The organism is Robertmurraya kyonggiensis (assembly GCF_005116465.1).
In the GTDB taxonomy this organism is placed as follows: domain Bacteria; phylum Bacillota; class Bacilli; order Bacillales; family Cytobacillaceae; genus Robertmurraya; species Robertmurraya kyonggiensis.
Window position 1 is genome coordinate 636,411 of the sequence record NZ_SWBM01000001.1, and the last position, 18,898, is coordinate 655,308.

Here is an 18,898-nt window from a genome sequence, read left to right on the forward strand (position 1 = left end):
TGCAGTGGCAGCAGTTAATATTAAAATATATACTTTGTGTTTATAATGCTATTGGTTGCTGTTTTTAGATGATTTTGCACGGGTCTTTTAGTAAAATGATGAAGATAATACAAATTCATGTCGAGATCATTAAAATCATTTAACATTATGATGTTGTTATCTCATATTATCCCTGAATATAGTAGAATGGTTAGGTGTCAAATTTAAGAGGTGAAAACATGCGAATTGTAGTCAGTGGTGGGGGTACCGGAGGACATATTTATCCGGCACTAGCCCTAATTAGAGAAATCCAAAAAGAAAATAAAGAAGCTAAATTTTTGTACATTGGAACACAGCAAGGCTTAGAAAGTAAGCTTGTTCCTCGGGAAAATATCCCTTTCAAATCCATACATATTACAGGCTTCAAAAGAAAGCTGTCATTTGATAATGTGAAAACCATTTATCGTTTTGTAAAAGGTGTTTCCGACAGTAAGAAACTATTAAAAGAATTCAAGGCTGATATCGTCATAGGTACAGGGGGCTATGTTTGTGGTCCTGTCGTTTATGCAGCATCTAAGCTTGGAATTCCAACGATTATTCACGAACAAAACAGTGTACCTGGTTTAACTAATAAATTCTTGAGCAGATATGTAAACAAAATTGCGATTTGTTTTGATGAGGCGAAAACCTTTTTTCCAGAAGAAAAGGTTGAGTTCACAGGGAATCCTCGTGCTTCAGAGGTATTATCACAGGATGGGGCTCGTGGCCGACTTTCGGTAGGTCTAAAACCAGGCATTCCTGCTGTATTAATTTTCGGTGGAAGTCGTGGAGCAAGACCGATTAACGAAGCGGTGATCAAGTCACTATCGGAATTTGGAACGAAGCCTTATCAAATCTTATATGTGACCGGTGATGTACATTTTGAGAATGTGAAAAAGGAAGTTGAGCTTGTTGGAAATCCGGGCAATGTTATCATCAAACCGTTTATTCATAATATGCCAGAGGTATTAGCGGGAATTGATTTAACCGTTTCAAGAGCTGGAGCGACAACTTTAGCGGAATTAACCTCACTAGGTATTCCAAGCATTCTTATTCCAAGTCCATATGTGACGAATAATCATCAGGAAAAAAATGCGCGCTCATTAAGTGATCGTGGAGCGGCAAAGCTATTATTGGAAACCGACTTAACGAGTAAAAAGCTAGTAGAGGAAATCGATAAGATTTTAATGGATGAAAAACTATTAGCAAGTATGAGAGTTGCAGCTGAAGAGCTTGGTATTCAGGATGCTGCTAAAAGAATGTTTAACGTTATGAAAGAATTAACTAGCACAAAATGATTGGTCGTTTTTGACCATAAAAAGCATAATTTATAAGTAAGGCTCTTTTCTCAAACTTAGAATGTTTGAGAGAAGAGCATAGGAATCTAAAACGATGAACAATAGTGACATGAAAATATTAGGTGAGAACAAACCTCAAGTTTGAAAGGGAGGTCAACATGAACGAGCTAATTTCAACATTGAATGACCTAAACGTGGGTAAAGTTAAGGGAAATGAACCACTCGCAAATCATACAACAATTAAAATTGGTGGACCAGCAGATTGTTTAATTGAGCCATCTTCACTAGAAAATCTTCAAAAAACAATGGAAATCATCCGCACAAAGAATATAAAATGGCGAGCTATTGGAAGAGGATCGAATTTACTTGTTTCAGATAAAGGGATTGAAGGCATTGTTATAAAGCTTGGTGCAGGTCTAGCAAACTTAGAAGTAAACGGAACTGAAGTAACGGTAGATGGTGGTTATTCTTTAGTGGCACTAGCTACATCGATAAGTAAAAAAGGGCTATCTGGACTTGAATTTGCAAGTGGTATTCCAGGTTCTGTTGGTGGAGCTGTGTATATGAATGCCGGAGCTCATGGTTCAGATATTTCTAAAATCCTTACGAAAGCACTTATTTTGTTTGAAGATGGAAATCTCGAATGGCTATCGAACGAGGAAATGGGATTCTCTTATAGAACCTCCGTTTTACAAAAACAACGTCCGGGAATTGTTGTTCGTGCTGTGTTTCAATTGTCTGAGGGAGACGGTGAAACGATTCGAGAACAAATGAAAAAAAATAAGAACTATCGTAAAGAAACGCAGCCATGGGATTCACCATGTGCAGGGAGTATCTTTAGAAATCCATTGCCAAACTACGCAGGGCAATTAATCGAAGAAGCGGGATTAAAAGGATATTCCATTGGAGGTGCAAAAATTTCTGATATGCATGGGAACTTCATCGTCAATGATGGTGGTGCTACAGCAGAAGATGTATTGGCACTGATTCAATATGTAAAAGATACCATTTTTGAAAGCAAACAAATTCGAATGGAAACAGAGGTTGAAATCATCGGAAGAAAATAGGAACAATTTCCTAATTTAAAATCAACTCTACTAATACCAAAATTTATGGTATAATCTAACACTAGATTAATCATTTTTTTTGGTATTAAATTTAGGATAACGGCATGTATATCGTGCCGTTGTTTTTCTCTTTTTATGGTATTATATCTACATAAATAGTTGAACGAGCAAACATCAAAGGACTTTGATATCACGCAGATTTACCCATAAGGGAAAATAGAGGTGAAAGGATTGGAAAAAGGGAAGATCGTTTCGCTAGAGGATCGTGTTCCTAAGCTTAAGCAACAAAGACGGAGAAAGGCAAATAAACGTCTTATATTTCTCTTGCTTCTGTTTTTTGCGCTGATCAGCTGTGTAGTTTATTTCCAATCACCGCTTAGTCATGTTAACAAGATAAGTATTGATGGGAACGATACATATACGGATGATGAGCTAGTCTCCCAAAGTGGTATAACGAACAAGATGAATGTATGGAAAATAGATGAAGCCAATATTGAAAAAAAACTAAAAAAGCTCCCAGAGATCAAATCTGCGAAGCTAAAGGTAGCATTCCCAAATCATGTCTCCATAAAGATTGTCGAATGGAAGCGAATTGCCAATATTATGAGAGAAGGGAATTTTCAAGCTATACTTGAGAATGGTCAAATACTCGGGGAACAAAAAGGCCCAGTGCCAATAAATTCTCCAATTCTAGTTGATTTTTCTGAAGGAGAAGCACTTGAAGAAATGATCACTGGGTTAAATGCTATTCCAAAAGAGGTCTTAAATTCTATTTCTGAAATTCATTATACCCCGAAGGAAACAGATAAATTTCATATTACATTATTCATGAATGATGGTTTTGAGGTAAGTGCTTCTCTAAGGAGCTTTTCGGAAAAAATGTCACATTATCCATCAATTGTGAGCCAACTAGATCCCAAAATAAAGGGTGTTATTGATTTAGAGGTTGGTTCATTCTTTAAAGCGTTTGAAGTGGAAGGTGCTGAAGAAGAGAATGAAACTGAAGATGAAGGGTAAATACGTCATTCTCTCGTTAGTCGGTTTAGTATTAGGATATATGATAGCTTTCTCCTATCAATTAACTAGAGAAAACGAACCTGATACGATTAGCAATAGTCAATGGGAACGAGATATAGAGCTGAGGAATGAATTAATCGCTCAAGAAGAAAATAACCGAGAGCTACAACAAGAATTAGCTGACAAGCAAGAGAAGCTTTTAGAAATGGAAGCAGAGCTTTCTGAGCAAGAACAAGGTTTTTTTAACCTCGCAGAGGATTCAGAAAAGTATCGTATATTCCTTGGAAAAGTGAAAGTTAAAGGGAAAGGCGTAACCGTAACCCTTGCGGATGGTCAATATGATCCGAAGGAAGAAAATATTAATAACTACTTAGTACATGAGCATCATGTCTTTAATGTTATTAACGAATTATATGTGTCTGGTGCTACAGCTGTTGCAATCAATGGTCAGAGATTAACGCATAATTCTTATATTGTATGTAATGGTCCTGTCATTGAAGTAGATGGAAACCCTCACCCTGCTCCATTTGTGATCACTGCAATTGGTGACCCGGAGGTACTATCTGCAGCCATAAATATTACTGGCGGCGTTAAGGACATGCTTGTTAATGAAAATATTGAATTTAAGTTAGAAGAGAATCAACAAATCTTACTTGACCCTATTTTAGGATCTTAATAAAGACTTTCTCAAAAAAACTATCACTCATTCCTTGTCCACATAAATAGAAAGTAAGGTGATTCGGTGGGCAAAAAAAAGACTTTAAGTTTCACGTTTATTACGATGATTATCGGTTTGATGTTAGCAGTTCAATTTCGCTCAGTACAAACACCAGAGGTTCGAGACACGCGAGATACATGGCAGCTTCGGGAAGATTTAAACGAAGAAATGGAATTGAAGGCTCGGTTAATAAAAGAGATTCGTGCAAATGAACAGAAATTAGCTGAATATGAAACCGAAAGAAAACAAGGCCAGGAACAAGCGTTGAAAAATACGTTGAATGAATTGAAAGAACAAGCGGGTCTAACTGATGTAACCGGACCAGGAGTTACGATTCAAATTTCGAAATTAGATGACGAATTATTATTAGACCATGTTGATTACACACTCTCTCCAGATTTGTTAAGACGGCTTTTAAATGAATTAAATATGTATGGTGCGAAAAATGTTTCAATTGGTGGACAAAGAGTTATTAATACTACAGTTATTAGAGAAATTGCGGGTGAAACAAAAATAAATGGCCGTTCACTTAAAAATTTCCCACTCGAGATTAGAGTCATTACTGAAACATTTGAGGATGCTCAGGAATTATATAATCGCATGCTTGTATCGAAAGCAGCCGAAGAATTTTTCATAGACAACCTAAAGGTAAATGTTTTAGATCCAGAGATGAGTGTGACCGTCCCTGCGTATGAAGACTCGATTAGAATTAGAAATATTGAATCAGTAAAAGCTGATAAAGGAGAAAGTTAGAAATGTGGCTTCCGGTATTAGGACTGGTTATAGGAATTCTTCTAGGACTTATGAGCAATTTTAGTATACCAGACGAATACTCCAATTATCTTTCGATCGCAGTTCTTGCTGCCCTAGATACACTGTTTGGTGGGATTCGAGCTCATCTGCAAAACATTTATGATGAGAAGGTTTTTGTATCAGGTTTTTTCTTTAATATTATCTTAGCTGCAAGTTTAGCTTTTCTAGGTGTTCATCTTGGTGTAGACTTGTACTTAGCAGCAGTTTTTGCTTTTGGAGTTAGATTGTTCCAAAACATTGCCGTCATTAGAAGAATATTGATTGCAAAAAACTCGACTAAATGAGTCATTTCACAATGTACGTAGACTAATTAATAAACGAACAGAGTTAAGCAATTGTAAATTTATCAAATATGATACTTTTAGAAATCAAAATTAACATTGAATGTTCGTTTTTCACTTGAAGTGAGCCATTATGATATTGATTCAAAAAGAAAATTAGAAAAAAATGAATTTATTAAAAGGGAAAATATCAACTTTGCCGAATAATTTTATAGATTAGATAAATTATTCGTTTGCAATGTTTGTTGTTCAGGAAATTGAATTGTTAAGAGGAGGTGCCAATGAGAATGAACAGCAACGACATATACGTAAGTCTTGACATCGGTACATCCAGTGTAAAAGTAATCATTGGTGAAATGGTAAATGATACTTTAAATATTATTGGAGTAGGTAACGTAAAGTCTGAAGGCTTAAGAAAAGGCTCTATCGTTGACATAGATGAGACCGTTCATTCTATTAAAAAGGCGGTAGATCAGGCTGAAAGAATGATAGGAATGGAAATAAGACAAGTGATTGTAGGAGTAACTGGCAATCACGTTCTTCTTCAGCCGTGTCATGGGGTAGTAGCCGTCTCAAGTGAGAATAGAGAAATTACAAATGATGATGTCGCAAGAGTTATCGACGCGGCACAAGTTATTTCAATTCCACCAGAACGGGAAATTATTGATGTAATTCCGAAACAGTTCATCGTAGATGGATTAGATGAAATTACAGATCCAAGGGGAATGATTGGTGTTCGTCTTGAAATGGAAGGAACCATTATTACTGGATCAAAAACGATTTTACATAATACATTACGTTGCGTAGAACGAGCTGGTCTAGAGATTTTAGATATCACTCTTCAACCTTTGGCAGCAGGTGCGTTTGCGCTCTCTAAAGATGAAAAGAATCTGGGAGTGGCCCTAGTAGATATCGGAGGTGGCTCTACAACAATTGCAGTGTTTGTAAATGGTCACCTTCATGCAACTAGTGTTATTCCGATTGGTGGAGACCATTTAACAAAAGATTTGTCCATCGGACTTCGTACTTCAACTGAAGACGCAGAAAAGATAAAATTGAAGCATGGACATGCTTTTTATGACCATGCCTCAGAGGAAGAAGTTTTTAGTGTACCAATTATCGGTTCTGATCAACATCAGCAATTCAATCAGCTTGAAGTAGCAGATATTATTGAAGCAAGAATGGAAGAAATCTTTGAATTAATTCGTGGCGAAATCAAGCGCATTGGCATTTACGATTTACCAGGTGGTTACGTCCTAACTGGTGGGGTAGCCCAAACACAAGGCGTTCTTGAGTTGGCCCAGGTCATCCTTGAAAATCGGGTGCGTATTGCTATTCCAGATTATATTGGTGTTCGTGAACCACAATATACAACTGCTGTTGGATTAATTAAATTTGCTTATAAAAATGCCAAAATGCAAGGCAGAAGCTTAAGCACTCAATCAGCGGTAACTGAGCCAAAAGATAAGCGTGTTCCAAAGCAAACACAACAACCGAAAACAATAAAACAAGAAAAACAATCAGAAGAAAAAATAACATCGAGAGTTAAGAAATTCCTTGGTTACTTTTTTGAATAGTTGAACGCTCTTTAATACATTATAAGAATTCAACTTAATCGATTACTTTCAAGTAAGAGAGCAATATTTCTACTTGTAGAGGACGGGATAAATAGTGCTATCAGGAATATCGACGAATTAGGAGGATTTGTCATGTTGGAATTTGATACGAATTTAGATTCATTAGCAACTATAAAAGTAATCGGCGTCGGAGGTGGCGGTAATAATGCCGTTAACCGAATGATTGAGCACGGGGTACAAGGCGTTGAGTTTATTGCTGTGAATACAGACGCACAGGCTTTGAACCTATCAAAAGCCGAAATAAGAATGCAAATTGGTGGAAAGCTTACAAGGGGTCTTGGAGCAGGTGCAAACCCAGAAGTAGGTAAGAAAGCTGCCGAAGAAAGTAAAGAACAAATTGAAGAAGCATTAAGTGGAGCAGATATGGTTTTCGTTACCGCTGGAATGGGTGGCGGAACAGGTACTGGTGCTGCACCAGTCATTGCTCAAATTGCTCGTGATTTAGGTGCACTTACAGTAGGTGTTGTAACGCGTCCTTTCACATTTGAAGGAAGAAAACGTTCTAACCAAGCTGCAGGCGGAATTCAAGCTATGAAGGAAGCGGTAGATACTTTAATCGTGATTCCGAATGATAGATTATTAGAAATCGTCGATAAGAGCACTCCAATGCTTGAAGCTTTCAGAGAAGCAGATAACGTATTGCGTCAAGGTGTTCAAGGTATCTCAGATCTAATCGCTGTACCTGGACTTATCAATCTTGACTTTGCTGATGTTAAAACAATTATGTCTAACAAAGGTTCTGCTCTTATGGGGATCGGTGTTTCAGCAGGAGAAAACCGTGCGGCAGAAGCGGCTAAAAAGGCCATTTCTTCACCGTTACTTGAAACTTCAATTGATGGAGCTCAAGGTGTCTTAATGAATATTACAGGTGGAACAAACCTAAGCTTGTATGAAGTACAAGAAGCTGCTGATATTGTAGCTACTGCTTCAGACCAAGAAGTTAACATGATCTTCGGTTCCGTTATTAATGAGGACCTAAAGGATGAAATTGTAGTAACAGTTATTGCTACTGGTTTTAATGAAGAAGTAGCACAAGCAAAATCTTTTAGACCAAATATTGGTCAAGCAAAGCCAAACTCATATGATGCTGGCGCTCCTCGTCGCGAAGTACGTAGAGAAGAAGAGGTAGTTGAACCAACACGTACAACCGCTTCTCAACAAGAGGATGCATTGGATATTCCAACATTCTTGAGAAATCGTAATCGCAGACGCTAAAATTTACCAACCAAAGCATGGTCAAATTGGCCATGCTTTTTTCTATGAAGCTTTTCTTCCATTTTCCTCTGAAAAATATCATTTTTAGGTTTCCAATCCCCAAATAAGAAAAACTGACAAAATCCGAATGAATATGTGGAAATTTATTTCAGAAAGTGACACACTTCCATATTCAATGTGCGCTATACTTTTTCGTAACAGATTAATAGAAACACATTTCAGGCAATCTAGTATAATCCCAACCTGAAGCAAAAGGGGGAGAGATATTGACGATCTACTTGGATGTCATTTGGGCCCTCAACTTTCTGTTCGACACCCTACTTTTATATTTAACTGCGCTCATTCTAAAAAGAAAAGTAAACTACTTCAGGCTTGTTTTAGGTGGTATCGTCGGTTCAATCATTATTTTATTATCAATCACTCCGTTAAATGACTATTCAAATCATCCGGCGACAAAATTATTTTTTTCCTTCTTGATGATTTTGGCTGTATTTGGATATAAACGACTTCGTTTTTTTCTAAATGGTGTTATGACCCTATATTTAGTCACATTTCTCTCAGGTGGTGCATTAATAGGTGTTCATTACTTCATCCAATTTGATTTTCAGTTAGCTTCAAATGTTGCTTTAAGAAGTATTCAAGGATTCGGTGATCCCATTAGTTGGTTATTTGTACTGTTAGGATTTCCCCTAGCTTGGCATTTTTCGAAAACAACAATCGGGAACATTGAAATTACCAAAATTCAGTACGATCAAATTGTGGATGTTTCCATAAAAATAGACGATGTTTTAATGAACTTTAAAGGTTTGGTTGATAGTGGAAACGGGTTATACGACCCTATTTCCAAAATGCCCGTCATGTTCGTATCACTTAAAAGGATGACGGAGATACCAGAAGCCATTTCGATTTTAGCAAATGAAGCGGAGAGTATTATATCAGGGGCAGAGCATCTTCCTCCAGAATGGGAATACAAGCTTCGAATCATTCCTTATAAGGTGGTCGGACAAGAGAATCAACTCATTATTGCAGTTAAACCAGACGAGATCATTATTGATAATGGAAAGGAAGCGTTGCAGGTAGAAAAAGGATTAGTATCTTTTACATTTCAGCAATTATCGTCCGATGATGCCTTTGAGTGTATCGTACATCCGAAAATGTTAACAGGGATGAAAGCTAAAACATCAACTAAAGTAAGTTAATCGAATGAATTTAGATTATGAACATGTTTATAAGGAGGACAACAGATGAAAAACTTGAAACTTCGCTTATCCTACTATTGGTATAAACTATTAATTAAACTCGGAATTAAAACAGATGAAGTCTTTTATATTGGTGGAAGCGAAGCACTCCCTCCTCCTTTGACGAAGGAAGAAGAAGAAGTATTATTGCAAAAACTTCCCCAGGGAGATAAGGCAGCCAGATCTATCCTAATTGAACGCAATCTTCGGTTAGTTGTCTACATCGCTAGAAAATTTGAAAATACAGGTATCAATATTGAAGATTTAATTAGTATTGGGACAATCGGCCTTATAAAGGCGGTTAATACGTTTAACCCAGAAAAGAAAATTAAATTAGCTACATACGCATCGAGATGTATTGAAAATGAGATTCTTATGTACTTAAGAAGAAACAATAAGATAAGGTCTGAGGTATCCTTTGATGAACCGTTGAATATCGATTGGGATGGGAATGAGCTCTTGCTCTCTGACGTGCTAGGAACTGAAGAAGACATCATTACAAAAAATCTGGAGGCAACTGTTGATAAAAAGCTTCTGTTGAATGCCCTTCACCAATTATCTGAACGCGAAAAGCAAATTATGGAGCTGCGGTTTGGTCTGGGGAATGGAGAAGAAAAGACGCAAAAGGATGTGGCGGATATGCTGGGTATTTCACAGTCTTATATATCTCGCCTCGAAAAGAGAATTATTAAGCGACTAAAAAAGGAATTTAATAAAATGGTCTAGTAGTGTGGATGAAAAAAATTTATCGGTGTAAAAAACCAATGTCTACTAGATTTCATGACTATTCATGACAAATTTCGACAGCGATGGCTCGTATCGAGGTGCATATTTTTCCTTCTCAAGGAGATACTGTTTTTTGTACAGCAGCTCCTGTGAGGAGGGAAAAGAATTGACTCGAAATAAGGTTGAAATTTGCGGTGTAGATACATCTAAGCTCCCAGTGCTTAAAAATGAAGAAATGCGAAAGCTCTTTAAGCAAATGCAAAGCGGAGATACGTCTGCGCGAGAAAAACTCGTCAATGGGAATTTACGTTTAGTATTAAGCGTTATTCAGCGTTTTAACAATAGGGGCGAGTTTGTGGATGACCTGTTCCAGGTTGGTTGTATAGGTCTAATGAAATCGATTGATAACTTTGATTTAGGTCAAAATGTAAAGTTTTCTACTTACGCTGTTCCGATGATTATTGGAGAAATTCGACGTTATTTAAGAGATAACAATCCAATTCGTGTTTCACGCTCATTAAGAGATATAGCCTACAAAGCCCTGCAAGTTAGGGAAAAATTAATGAGTGAAACTTCAAAGGAACCAACAGCAGCAGAAATTGCGAAGGTGCTTGACGTACCTCATGAGGAAATCGTATTTGCTTTAGATGCCATTCAAGATCCCGTTTCCTTGTTTGAACCGATCTATAACGATGGAGGAGACCCGATCTATGTAATGGACCAGCTGAGTGATGAGCGAAATAAGGATATCCAATGGATTGAAGAAATTGCTCTTAAAGAAGGCATGCGTCGCCTAAATGAAAGAGAAAAGCTCATCTTAAGGAAGAGGTTTTTCCAAGGAAAAACACAAATGGAAGTAGCCGAAGAAATTGGGATATCCCAAGCTCAAGTGTCTCGACTAGAAAAAGCTGCAATTAAACAAATGAATAAAAACATACAAAGTTAAGCTGCCAAATTGGCAGCTTTTTAAGCCTGTAGACACACTTTAGTAAGAGTTTGTCTACAGGCATTTTTAAAGAGAGGGAAAATTAACTTTTCCAACAACTATTCATTTTTCTCCTATCTCAACTCATATAAATAATAAGAGAAAAGGTAGGAGTTGATATAGATGCTAAGAATTTCGGATTTTCAAACGAAAGATGTCGTGAATATATCAGATGGAAAAAAACTTGGGAATATTGGGGATATTGATATTAACCTAAAAACAGGCAGAATAGAATCGATCATCATCGTTGGGTCAGGGAGAGTATTAGGTCTATTTGGCAAAGAAGACGAAGTAACCATTTCTTGGAGAAACATTTTGAAAATTGGTGAGGATGTCATCTTAGTTCGATATAATGATGTCCCTGAGTTAAAGTACCTGCCAGAGTAAGAATTTTTCCTAATATCCTGTGACCTACTGCGCTTTTCGTGTTAAACTAAATAAAAACGCTCAAGAGGTAATGAAAATGGAACCATTCTTTTTAAAGAATGAACAATTTTTTCTTATTGATGGATGGAATAAAGAGTCTCTCGTGGCGGGTTTTACAACGAAAAATGGTGGTTTAAGCCGTGAGGAGTTTGCTTCTTTAAACATTGGATTTCACGTTCAGGATGAATACAATTCAGTCTGTCAGAATCGAGAACTGATTGGTGACCTGCTTCATTTCCCTATTCTTAACTGGGTAGGTGCTGAGCAGACTCATGGAATCAAGATTGCAAAAGTTAAAAGTGATGACAAAGGAATTGGTGCAACTGTGTATGAGGATTCCTTTAAGAACACCGATGGATTCTTCACGAAAGACGCGGGAGTTTTGCTAACACTGTGTTACGCCGATTGTGTCCCACTTTACTTTTACGCTCGCACACAACATGCAGTTGGATTAGCGCATGCTGGATGGAAAGGGACAGTCCGTGGTATTGGCAAAGAAATGGTGAACGTGTTTCAGGCTGAGAATGTGAGTCCAGATGACATTTTTGTTGTGATCGGCCCATCAATTTGCGAAAATTGTTATATTGTTGATGATCGCGTGATAGAATTAGTTCATAATATACTAGAAGATGTCGAAGAAAAACCATATAATTTAATAAATGGTAATCAATACTATTTGAATTTAAAAGAGCTCAATCGATTGATTTTAATTAATGCAGGTATTCCAGAGGAAAATATTCAAGTGACAAAATTCTGCACGAGTTGCCATACTGACCAATTTTTCTCACATAGACGTGATAAAGGAAAAACAGGTCGGATGATGAGCTTTATTGGTTGGAAGGAGGATTAGCACAAGTTACAATGCAAGTGACAGACAATCTTACACTTATAAACGAACAATTAAACGAAGCTTGCAAGAAAGCAAATCGAGATCCAAATGAAATAACCATCATAGCGGTTACGAAATATGTCACGATTGAAAGAGCCAAAGAGGCTATTGATGCTGGAATTATGGATTTAGGTGAAAATCGCGAAGAAGGAATAAGCGCTAAATGGGAAGTTCTACAGGACAAGCCAAGATGGCACTTTATCGGTTCCTTGCAAACTAGAAAAGTAAAAAACATCATCGATAAAGTCGATTACATACATTCCTTAGATCGATTATCTCTTGCGACTGAGATCAATAAACGTGCTCATCGTACGATTAATTGTTTCATCCAGGTCAAAACGTCTGAAGAGGAGTCTAAGCACGGTCTAGATCCAGAAGAGGTAATTCCATTCGTAAAGGAGCTTCAGGGTTTTTCTAATATACGGGTGGCTGGATTAATGACAATGGCTCCTTATACAAAGGATGAAAATATTTTAAGAAATTGCTTTAGAACTGTGAAAAAATTACAGGATAGTATTCAGGAACTTCATCTTGACTATGCACCATGCCATGAACTTTCCATGGGAATGTCCAATGATTTTGCTATTGCCATCGAGGAAGGTGCAACGATGGTTCGAATCGGAACCGCATTAGTCGGTGAATAAAGAGGTGTGAATAATGAGTATAAAATCAAAAATAAAAACATTTTTTTTCTTAGATGATGAATATGACTATGAAGAGGAAGGGTATGAGGAAGAAGTAGCGCCGCCTGCTCGTTCTCAAAAGTACCAGCCTACAAATGCTACAACGCAGAAACAAAATGTTGTCAGCCTTCAAAGTGTACAGAAATCATCAGGTTCAAAGGTTGTATTGGTGGAGCCACGCATTTACGCAGAGGCACAGGATATTGCTGATCAATTAAAAAATCGTCGCGCTGTCGTTGTGAATCTCCAAAGAATTGAGCGAGATCAAGCAAAGCGAATCGTCGACTTTTTAAGTGGTACTGTATATGCTGTTGGGGGAGACATCCAAAAGATTGGAACGGATATTTTCCTTTGCACACCTGATAATGTTGAGGTTTCAGGAACAATTTCGCAAATTTTACAAGAAACTGAATATGACGATTCGAGGTGGTAGGGCTACATGTTATTCATTTTTACGATATTGATTAAATTGATTGAGATTTACTCATGGGCTCTGATTATTTACATTTTGCTTTCATGGTTTCCCAATGCACGAGAATCATCGTTTGGTCAGATTCTAGCGAGAATATGTGAACCATATTTGGATCCTTTTCGTCGAATCATACCGCCTTTAGGGATGATTGATATTTCCCCGATTGTCGGAATCTTAGTGTTACGTTTTGCGACATCTGGGTTAGCTGAGTTATACCGTTGGATTGCATAATGGTAATCTTTTGATTTAAAAGGGGTATGTTTTTGGTTTCCCCTTTTTTACTTTTTCAAATTCAGTAATTTGGTCAATCTATTTCGTAATGTATTACAAGTTATTATTGTGAAATCTAGTCAGGTGATTACATGAATATTTATCAGCATTTCCGTCCGGAAGAGCGAGAGTTTATCGACCAGGTCCTTCAATGGAAGGAGTTTGTAGAGAATTCTTATTCTTCAAAGCTAACCGATTTTTTGGATCCAAGGGAACAGCAAATTATCAAAACAATCATTGGTACTCAGTCTGAAATAAAAGTTGCTTTTTTTGGAGGCTTAGAGGAAAACGAGCGGAAGAGAGCGTTGATTTACCCAGACTATTTAAATGTTGATAAGGATGATTTTAATATTCAACTCTTCGAGATTGAATATGCAACTAAATTCATCACAATAGAACATCCGCAAGTATTAGGAAGCCTCATGGGGCTTGGCCTTAAGAGAGGGAAATTTGGGGATATCCTTATCCAAAACGACCGGGTCCAATTTCTTCTCGTAAAAGAAATAAGTGATTATATCCAGATGCAGCTCACTCATATTGGCCGCTCTTCGATTTCGTTAAAAGAGATTCCTTTGGCAGAGGGGATGAACATTTTAGATAGCTGGCAAGAAGTAAGTACAACCGTATCTTCTCTTCGTTTGGATACAGTTTTGTCTACCCTGCTTAATATTTCTCGACAAAGGTCACAAGAATATATTAAGAGTGGACGCGTGAAAGTGAACTGGACTACTATCGAAAATCCTGCTTTTGATTGTGATGTAGCCGATATGATTTCCGTTAGGGGTCATGGCCGTTCAAAAATCATTTCGATCGAAGGAAGAACAAAAAAGGACAAGCTCCGGATTATTGCTGGAAAACAGAGATAAGTCGGTTTTAAGAAAATTTCTTGGAATTATGCAGGAAAACCAAAATAAATGTCGAATAGTTGGTAATATCAACATTCAATACATAAATATTTTACTAAAATATGGAGGTGGCCTTCATGCCATTAACACCTTTAGATATACATAACAAGGAATTCACAAAAGGATTCCGTGGTTATGATGAAGATGAGGTAAATGAATTTTTAGACCAGGTTATTAAAGATTACGAATTAATTATTCGTGAGAAAAAAGAATTAGAAGAAAAATTAAGCGACGTCAATGCACGTTTAGGTCACTTCTCTAATATTGAAGACACTCTTAATAAATCGATTGTTATTGCCCAAGAAGCAGGGGAAGAAGTAAAACGTAATGCGCAAAAAGAAGCGAAGTTAATTATTCGCGAAGCTGAAAAAAATGCTGATAGAATTGTAAATGAATCTTTATCCAAGGCAAGAAAGATTGCTCTTGAAATTGAAGATTTGAAGAAGCAATCTAAAGTCTTCAAAACTCGTTTCAAGATGCTTATTGAAGCTCAATTGGACCTTTTGAATAATGATGATTGGGACCATTTGCTTGAATATGAAGTTGATACAACTGAATTAAAATCTGCTGAACAAGAAGACACAATGGCTTGACGCATAGCGTTAGAAAGTCATATAATACGTAAATAAAACATAATTCATACAATGAGAGGGACAGTACAAGATTCTAGAACTTACTGTAGCGAGCCGAAGATGGTGGAAGTTCGGCGTGGGTAGAAGCTTGGAAGATCACCCTTGAGTACCTAACTGAACATTTGCAAAAGGTTTTGCCTTTTGTAGGAGTAGGTAATGGCGAGTCATTCACGTTACGAATTCTTTGAGCGGATAGATTTATTCTATCTACAAGGGTGGTACCGCGGGAGTTAAAACCTTCTCGTCCCTTTTATAGGGATGAGAAGGTTTTTTGTGTTTTTATTAGCCTATAATGTATGATGAGTGGTAATGGAGTTTTTTAGGAGGAAAGTGAAATGGAATACAAAGACACGTTATTAATGCCAAAAACTGAATTTCCAATGCGAGGAAACCTTCCTAAGAGGGAACCTGAAATTCAAGAAAAATGGAATGAAATGGATATTTATAAAGCGGTACAAGAAAGAACACAGGGACGTCCGTTGTTTGTATTGCATGATGGTCCTCCATATGCAAACGGGGACATCCACATGGGCCACGCGTTAAATAAGATTCTTAAAGATTTTATCGTACGCTATAAGTCCATGAGTGGCTTCCAAGCACCGTATGTACCAGGTTGGGATACCCATGGATTACCAATCGAGCAGGCGCTTACGAATAAAGGTGTTAAGCGTAAGGAGCTAACTGTTGCTGAATTCCGCAAACTGTGTGAAGAATATGCTTATCAACAAATTGATAATCAGAGATCTCAATTTAAACGCTTAGGTGTTAGAGGAGATTGGGAAAATCCATATATCACTTTAAAGCCAGAATATGAAGCACAACAAATTAAAGTGTTTGGTGAAATGGCTAAAAAAGGCTATATCTATAAAGGCTTAAAGCCAGTTTATTGGTCTCCTTCAAGTGAATCTGCTCTAGCTGAAGCGGAGATTGAGTACCAAGATAAGAAATCTGCGTCTATTTATGTTGCTTTTGAAGTGAAAGACGGAAAAGGCGTACTGGATACAGAAACGCAATTTATTATCTGGACAACAACTCCTTGGACGATTCCTGCTAACCTAGGAATTACGGTTCATGGTGATTTAAGCTATGTAGTAGTTGAAGTGTCTGGCAAAAAATTCGTGATTGCAAAAGATTTGTTAGAGTCCGTAACAAATGAATTAGGATGGGAAAATCCATCTGTTATTAAAACAGTTCAAGGTTCAGAATTAGAATATATTATTGCAAAGCATCCGCTATATGGGCGTGATTCTTTAGTAATGCTAGGAGAACATGTAACTACAGATGCTGGTACAGGTTGTGTTCATACAGCTCCTGGTCACGGAGAAGATGACTTCTTAGTTGGTCAAAAATATGGTCTTGATGTATTAAGTCCAGTAGATGATAAAGGCTGCTTTACAAATGAAGCAGAAGGCTTTGAAGGCTTATTCTACGATACAGCGAATAAACCAATCACAGAAAAGCTTCAAGAAGTTGGTGCTTTATTAAAGCTACAATTTATCACGCACTCTTATCCACACGATTGGAGAACAAAGAAACCAGTTATTTTCCGTGCGACTGCTCAATGGTTTGCATCTATTAAAGATTTCCGTGAGGACCTTCTACAAGCAATTAAAGAAACAAAATGGGTGCCTGCATGGGGAGAAACAAGACTCTTTAATATGGTAAGAGACCGTGGGGACTGGTGTATTTCTCGTCAACGTGTCTGGGGTGTTCCGATTCCTGTATTTTATGCGGAAAACGGAGAACCTATTATTACGGATGAAACAATCAATCATGTATCAAACTTGTTCCGCGAACATGGTTCAAATATTTGGTTTGAACGTGAAGCAAAAGACTTACTACCAGCAGGCTTTACGCATGAATCAAGTCCAAATGGAATCTTCACTAAAGAAACAGACATCATGGATGTTTGGTTTGACTCTGGTTCTTCGCATCAAGCAGTACTTGAAGAGCGTGAAGACCTTCAGCGTCCAGCTGACCTGTATTTAGAGGGTTCAGACCAATATCGTGGATGGTTTAACTCCTCTTTATCAACTGGGGTAGCTGTTACTGGAAAGGCTCCATATAAGGGCGTTTTAAGCCACGGTTTTGCATTAGATGGTGAAGGACGTAAAATGAGTAAGTCAATTGGAAACGTCGTAATCCCAGCTAAGGTAATGGATCAGCTAGGTGCCGATATTTTACGTTTATGGGTAGCTTCTGTTGATTATCAGTCAGATGTTAGAGTATCTGATGCGATTCTAAAGCAAGTAGCTGAGGTGTACCGTAAAATCCGTAACACGTTCCGTTTCTTACTTGGAAACTTGGAAGACTTTAATCCAAGTGAAAATAAAGTTGCGTATGAAAACCTAAGAGAAGTGGACCAATTTGTTTTAGTGAAATTAAATGAATTGATTAAAAATGTTCGCAACGCATACGAAAATTATGAGTTTGCATCCATTTATCATGCAGTCAATAATTTCTGTACTTTAGATTTAAGTGCGTTCTATTTAGATTTTGCAAAGGATGTTCTTTACATCGAAGGCGCTGATCATCAAGACCGTCGCGCGATTCAAACAGTTCTTTATGAATCCTTAATCGCCCTAACTAAATTATTATCACCAATCCTTTCTCATACTGCAGACGAGGTTTGGAGCTTTATTCCAGATGCGAAAGAGGCAAGTGTTCAATTAACAGATATGCCTGAGTACGTCGAGTTAGCAAATGGTGAGAAATTAGTAGAAAAGTGGACGAAGTTCATGACGCTTCGCGATGATATCCTTAAGGCTCTAGAGGAAGCTAGAAATGCGAAAGTCATTGGTAAATCTCTATCTGCTAAAGTGAGCTTGTATGTAAATGGATCAACAAAAGAATTATTAGATACCATTTCAGAGAACTTACAGCAGTTATTTATTGTTTCTGGTTTTGAAGTTGCTGGTTCATATGATCAGGCACCTGAGGAAGCGGTAAAATTAGAAACTGCAGCAATCGTTGTTTCCAAAGCAGACGGCGAAACATGTGAGCGTTGTTGGGTTGTAACACCAGAGGTTGGCCAAGATCATGACCATCCAACACTTTGCCCGCGCTGTGCAGAAGTCGTAAAAGAAAATTACAGTCATTTAGCCTAAAGTTAAGACTTTTCGAGATTATTCTCGGAGAGTTTTTTCTTTTATAGTGATATATTCCAACTCCGTTAATGCTTGTTCTCTCTGTTAAATGTTTGCCTGTGTCAGAAAATGCGCTAGGGAAATAATAAGGGAAAATAAGATAAAACGGAGGTTTAGATATGGAAGCATTTACGAAAAAGAAGCTCTATTCAGAACTCCGTACAATGAAAAAAGAATTACAAGATAGTCTTGAAAATAATAACTGTTCACCGCTTGTTAAACCCCTAATTGAGGAAGAGTTAAAGGATGTTGAGAAATCGATGGAAAAGCTCGAAAATGGAAGCTTCGGTTTATGTGAAATTTCTGGAGAGCTAATTCCAACAGATTATTTAGCCATTGTTCCAACGATTCAATCCATGGAAGACGTTGATGAAATAATCAAGTATTATTGTAAGCCGATCTACTCCTAACGCTATCGTTTTTACAGGTAGTATGCTAAAATGCAAAGGTAACAATTTCGTG

The 18,898-nt window shown here is 37.4% G+C and carries 20 protein-coding genes and 1 other annotated feature; all 20 genes read left to right on the forward strand.

Annotated features, from left to right (window positions below; genetic code table 11):
* Nucleotides 1-218: 218 nt before the first annotated feature.
* The 20 genes from murG to FA727_RS03285 all read left to right on the forward strand — a co-directional run bounded on the left by murG (nucleotide 219) and on the right by FA727_RS03285 (nucleotide 18,846).
* Nucleotides 219-1,316 (forward strand): undecaprenyldiphospho-muramoylpentapeptide beta-N-acetylglucosaminyltransferase, encoded by a 1,098-nt coding sequence (gene murG, locus FA727_RS03190; protein WP_136829280.1) that lies wholly within the window; start codon nucleotides 219-221, stop codon nucleotides 1,314-1,316.
* Nucleotides 1,317-1,474: 158 nt separating this feature from the next.
* On the forward strand, nucleotides 1,475-2,383 hold the full coding sequence (gene murB, locus FA727_RS03195) for a UDP-N-acetylmuramate dehydrogenase (RefSeq protein WP_136829281.1): 909 nt from the start codon (nucleotides 1,475-1,477) through the stop codon (nucleotides 2,381-2,383).
* A 231-nt stretch (nucleotides 2,384-2,614) separates the two neighbouring features.
* Complete coding sequence (locus FA727_RS03200; RefSeq protein WP_136829282.1) at nucleotides 2,615-3,400, forward strand: cell division protein FtsQ/DivIB; 786 nt, start codon at nucleotides 2,615-2,617, stop codon at nucleotides 3,398-3,400.
* Nucleotides 3,378-4,076: a DUF881 domain-containing protein gene (locus tag FA727_RS03205; RefSeq protein WP_136829283.1), complete on the forward strand. Its 699-nt coding sequence runs from the start codon at nucleotides 3,378-3,380 to the stop codon at nucleotides 4,074-4,076. Before FA727_RS03200 ends, FA727_RS03205 begins: the two co-directional genes overlap by 23 nt.
* 66 nt (nucleotides 4,077-4,142) lie before the next feature.
* The gene (locus FA727_RS03210; RefSeq protein ID WP_136829284.1) at nucleotides 4,143-4,871 is read left to right on the forward strand and encodes a DUF881 domain-containing protein; all 729 of its coding nucleotides are present in this window, start codon (nucleotides 4,143-4,145) and stop codon (nucleotides 4,869-4,871) included.
* 2 nt (nucleotides 4,872-4,873) lie between these two features.
* Nucleotides 4,874-5,215 carry a small basic family protein gene (locus FA727_RS03215; protein WP_136829285.1) on the forward strand — a complete coding sequence of 114 codons (342 nt, stop codon included), beginning with the start codon at nucleotides 4,874-4,876 and terminating at the stop codon, nucleotides 5,213-5,215.
* A 284-nt stretch (nucleotides 5,216-5,499) separates the two neighbouring features.
* The gene (ftsA, locus tag FA727_RS03220) at nucleotides 5,500-6,789 is read left to right on the forward strand and encodes a cell division protein FtsA (protein ID WP_136831002.1); all 1,290 of its coding nucleotides are present in this window, start codon (nucleotides 5,500-5,502) and stop codon (nucleotides 6,787-6,789) included.
* A gap of 132 nt (nucleotides 6,790-6,921) precedes the next feature.
* On the forward strand, nucleotides 6,922-8,064 hold the full coding sequence (gene ftsZ / locus FA727_RS03225) for a cell division protein FtsZ (RefSeq protein ID WP_136829286.1): 1,143 nt from the start codon (nucleotides 6,922-6,924) through the stop codon (nucleotides 8,062-8,064).
* A gap of 266 nt (nucleotides 8,065-8,330) precedes the next feature.
* Nucleotides 8,331-9,263 carry a sigma-E processing peptidase SpoIIGA gene (gene spoIIGA, locus FA727_RS03230; protein WP_136829287.1) on the forward strand — a complete coding sequence of 311 codons (933 nt, stop codon included), beginning with the start codon at nucleotides 8,331-8,333 and terminating at the stop codon, nucleotides 9,261-9,263.
* A gap of 45 nt (nucleotides 9,264-9,308) precedes the next feature.
* The gene (gene sigE, locus FA727_RS03235; protein ID WP_136829288.1) at nucleotides 9,309-10,028 is read left to right on the forward strand and encodes an RNA polymerase sporulation sigma factor SigE; all 720 of its coding nucleotides are present in this window, start codon (nucleotides 9,309-9,311) and stop codon (nucleotides 10,026-10,028) included.
* Between the two features lie 166 nt (nucleotides 10,029-10,194).
* Nucleotides 10,195-10,974 (forward strand): RNA polymerase sporulation sigma factor SigG, encoded by a 780-nt coding sequence (gene sigG / locus FA727_RS03240; protein ID WP_126405804.1) that lies wholly within the window; start codon nucleotides 10,195-10,197, stop codon nucleotides 10,972-10,974.
* A gap of 162 nt (nucleotides 10,975-11,136) precedes the next feature.
* The gene (locus FA727_RS03245) at nucleotides 11,137-11,400 is read left to right on the forward strand and encodes a YlmC/YmxH family sporulation protein (protein ID WP_136829289.1); all 264 of its coding nucleotides are present in this window, start codon (nucleotides 11,137-11,139) and stop codon (nucleotides 11,398-11,400) included.
* A 76-nt stretch (nucleotides 11,401-11,476) separates the two neighbouring features.
* Nucleotides 11,477-12,289, forward strand: coding sequence for a peptidoglycan editing factor PgeF (gene pgeF, locus FA727_RS03250; RefSeq protein ID WP_136829290.1), 813 nt, complete (start codon nucleotides 11,477-11,479; stop codon nucleotides 12,287-12,289).
* Between the two features lie 11 nt (nucleotides 12,290-12,300).
* Complete coding sequence (locus FA727_RS03255; RefSeq protein ID WP_136831003.1) at nucleotides 12,301-12,972, forward strand: YggS family pyridoxal phosphate-dependent enzyme; 672 nt, start codon at nucleotides 12,301-12,303, stop codon at nucleotides 12,970-12,972.
* Nucleotides 12,973-12,985: 13 nt separating this feature from the next.
* Nucleotides 12,986-13,444 carry a cell division protein SepF gene (locus tag FA727_RS03260; protein WP_136829291.1) on the forward strand — a complete coding sequence of 153 codons (459 nt, stop codon included), beginning with the start codon at nucleotides 12,986-12,988 and terminating at the stop codon, nucleotides 13,442-13,444.
* A gap of 6 nt (nucleotides 13,445-13,450) precedes the next feature.
* Nucleotides 13,451-13,714, forward strand: coding sequence for a YggT family protein (locus FA727_RS03265; RefSeq protein WP_136829292.1), 264 nt, complete (start codon nucleotides 13,451-13,453; stop codon nucleotides 13,712-13,714).
* Nucleotides 13,715-13,845: 131 nt separating this feature from the next.
* Entirely contained in the window at nucleotides 13,846-14,619 is a 774-nt protein-coding gene (locus FA727_RS03270; RefSeq protein WP_136829293.1) for a YlmH family RNA-binding protein, read from the forward strand.
* A gap of 116 nt (nucleotides 14,620-14,735) precedes the next feature.
* The gene (locus FA727_RS03275; RefSeq protein WP_126405810.1) at nucleotides 14,736-15,251 is read left to right on the forward strand and encodes a DivIVA domain-containing protein; all 516 of its coding nucleotides are present in this window, start codon (nucleotides 14,736-14,738) and stop codon (nucleotides 15,249-15,251) included.
* Between the two features lie 42 nt (nucleotides 15,252-15,293).
* Nucleotides 15,294-15,542, forward strand: a binding site (T-box leader).
* 83 nt (nucleotides 15,543-15,625) lie between these two features.
* Entirely contained in the window at nucleotides 15,626-18,397 is a 2,772-nt protein-coding gene (gene ileS / locus FA727_RS03280) for an isoleucine--tRNA ligase (RefSeq protein ID WP_136829294.1), read from the forward strand.
* 158 nt (nucleotides 18,398-18,555) lie between these two features.
* Nucleotides 18,556-18,846, forward strand: a complete 291-nt coding sequence (locus tag FA727_RS03285; RefSeq protein WP_136829295.1) for a hypothetical protein — start codon at nucleotides 18,556-18,558, stop codon at nucleotides 18,844-18,846.
* The last annotated feature ends 52 nt before the right edge of the window (nucleotides 18,847-18,898 follow it).

Coding starts and splice junctions, on each gene's coding strand:
- murG (WP_136829280.1), top strand. CDS start 219: ATGCGAATTGTAGTCAGTGGTGGGGGTACCGGAGGACATATTTATCCG.
- murB (WP_136829281.1), top strand. CDS start 1,475: ATGAACGAGCTAATTTCAACATTGAATGACCTAAACGTGGGTAAAGTT.
- FA727_RS03205 (WP_136829283.1), top strand. CDS start 3,378: ATGAAACTGAAGATGAAGGGTAAATACGTCATTCTCTCGTTAGTCGGT.
- FA727_RS03215 (WP_136829285.1), top strand. CDS start 4,874: ATGTGGCTTCCGGTATTAGGACTGGTTATAGGAATTCTTCTAGGACTT.
- ftsA (WP_136831002.1), top strand. CDS start 5,500: ATGAACAGCAACGACATATACGTAAGTCTTGACATCGGTACATCCAGT.
- ftsZ (WP_136829286.1), top strand. CDS start 6,922: ATGTTGGAATTTGATACGAATTTAGATTCATTAGCAACTATAAAAGTA.
- sigE (WP_136829288.1), top strand. CDS start 9,309: ATGAAAAACTTGAAACTTCGCTTATCCTACTATTGGTATAAACTATTA.
- FA727_RS03245 (WP_136829289.1), top strand. CDS start 11,137: ATGCTAAGAATTTCGGATTTTCAAACGAAAGATGTCGTGAATATATCA.
- pgeF (WP_136829290.1), top strand. CDS start 11,477: ATGGAACCATTCTTTTTAAAGAATGAACAATTTTTTCTTATTGATGGA.
- FA727_RS03255 (WP_136831003.1), top strand. CDS start 12,301: ATGCAAGTGACAGACAATCTTACACTTATAAACGAACAATTAAACGAA.
- FA727_RS03260 (WP_136829291.1), top strand. CDS start 12,986: ATGAGTATAAAATCAAAAATAAAAACATTTTTTTTCTTAGATGATGAA.
- FA727_RS03265 (WP_136829292.1), top strand. CDS start 13,451: ATGTTATTCATTTTTACGATATTGATTAAATTGATTGAGATTTACTCA.
- FA727_RS03270 (WP_136829293.1), top strand. CDS start 13,846: ATGAATATTTATCAGCATTTCCGTCCGGAAGAGCGAGAGTTTATCGAC.
- FA727_RS03275 (WP_126405810.1), top strand. CDS start 14,736: ATGCCATTAACACCTTTAGATATACATAACAAGGAATTCACAAAAGGA.
- ileS (WP_136829294.1), top strand. CDS start 15,626: ATGGAATACAAAGACACGTTATTAATGCCAAAAACTGAATTTCCAATG.
- FA727_RS03285 (WP_136829295.1), top strand. CDS start 18,556: ATGGAAGCATTTACGAAAAAGAAGCTCTATTCAGAACTCCGTACAATG.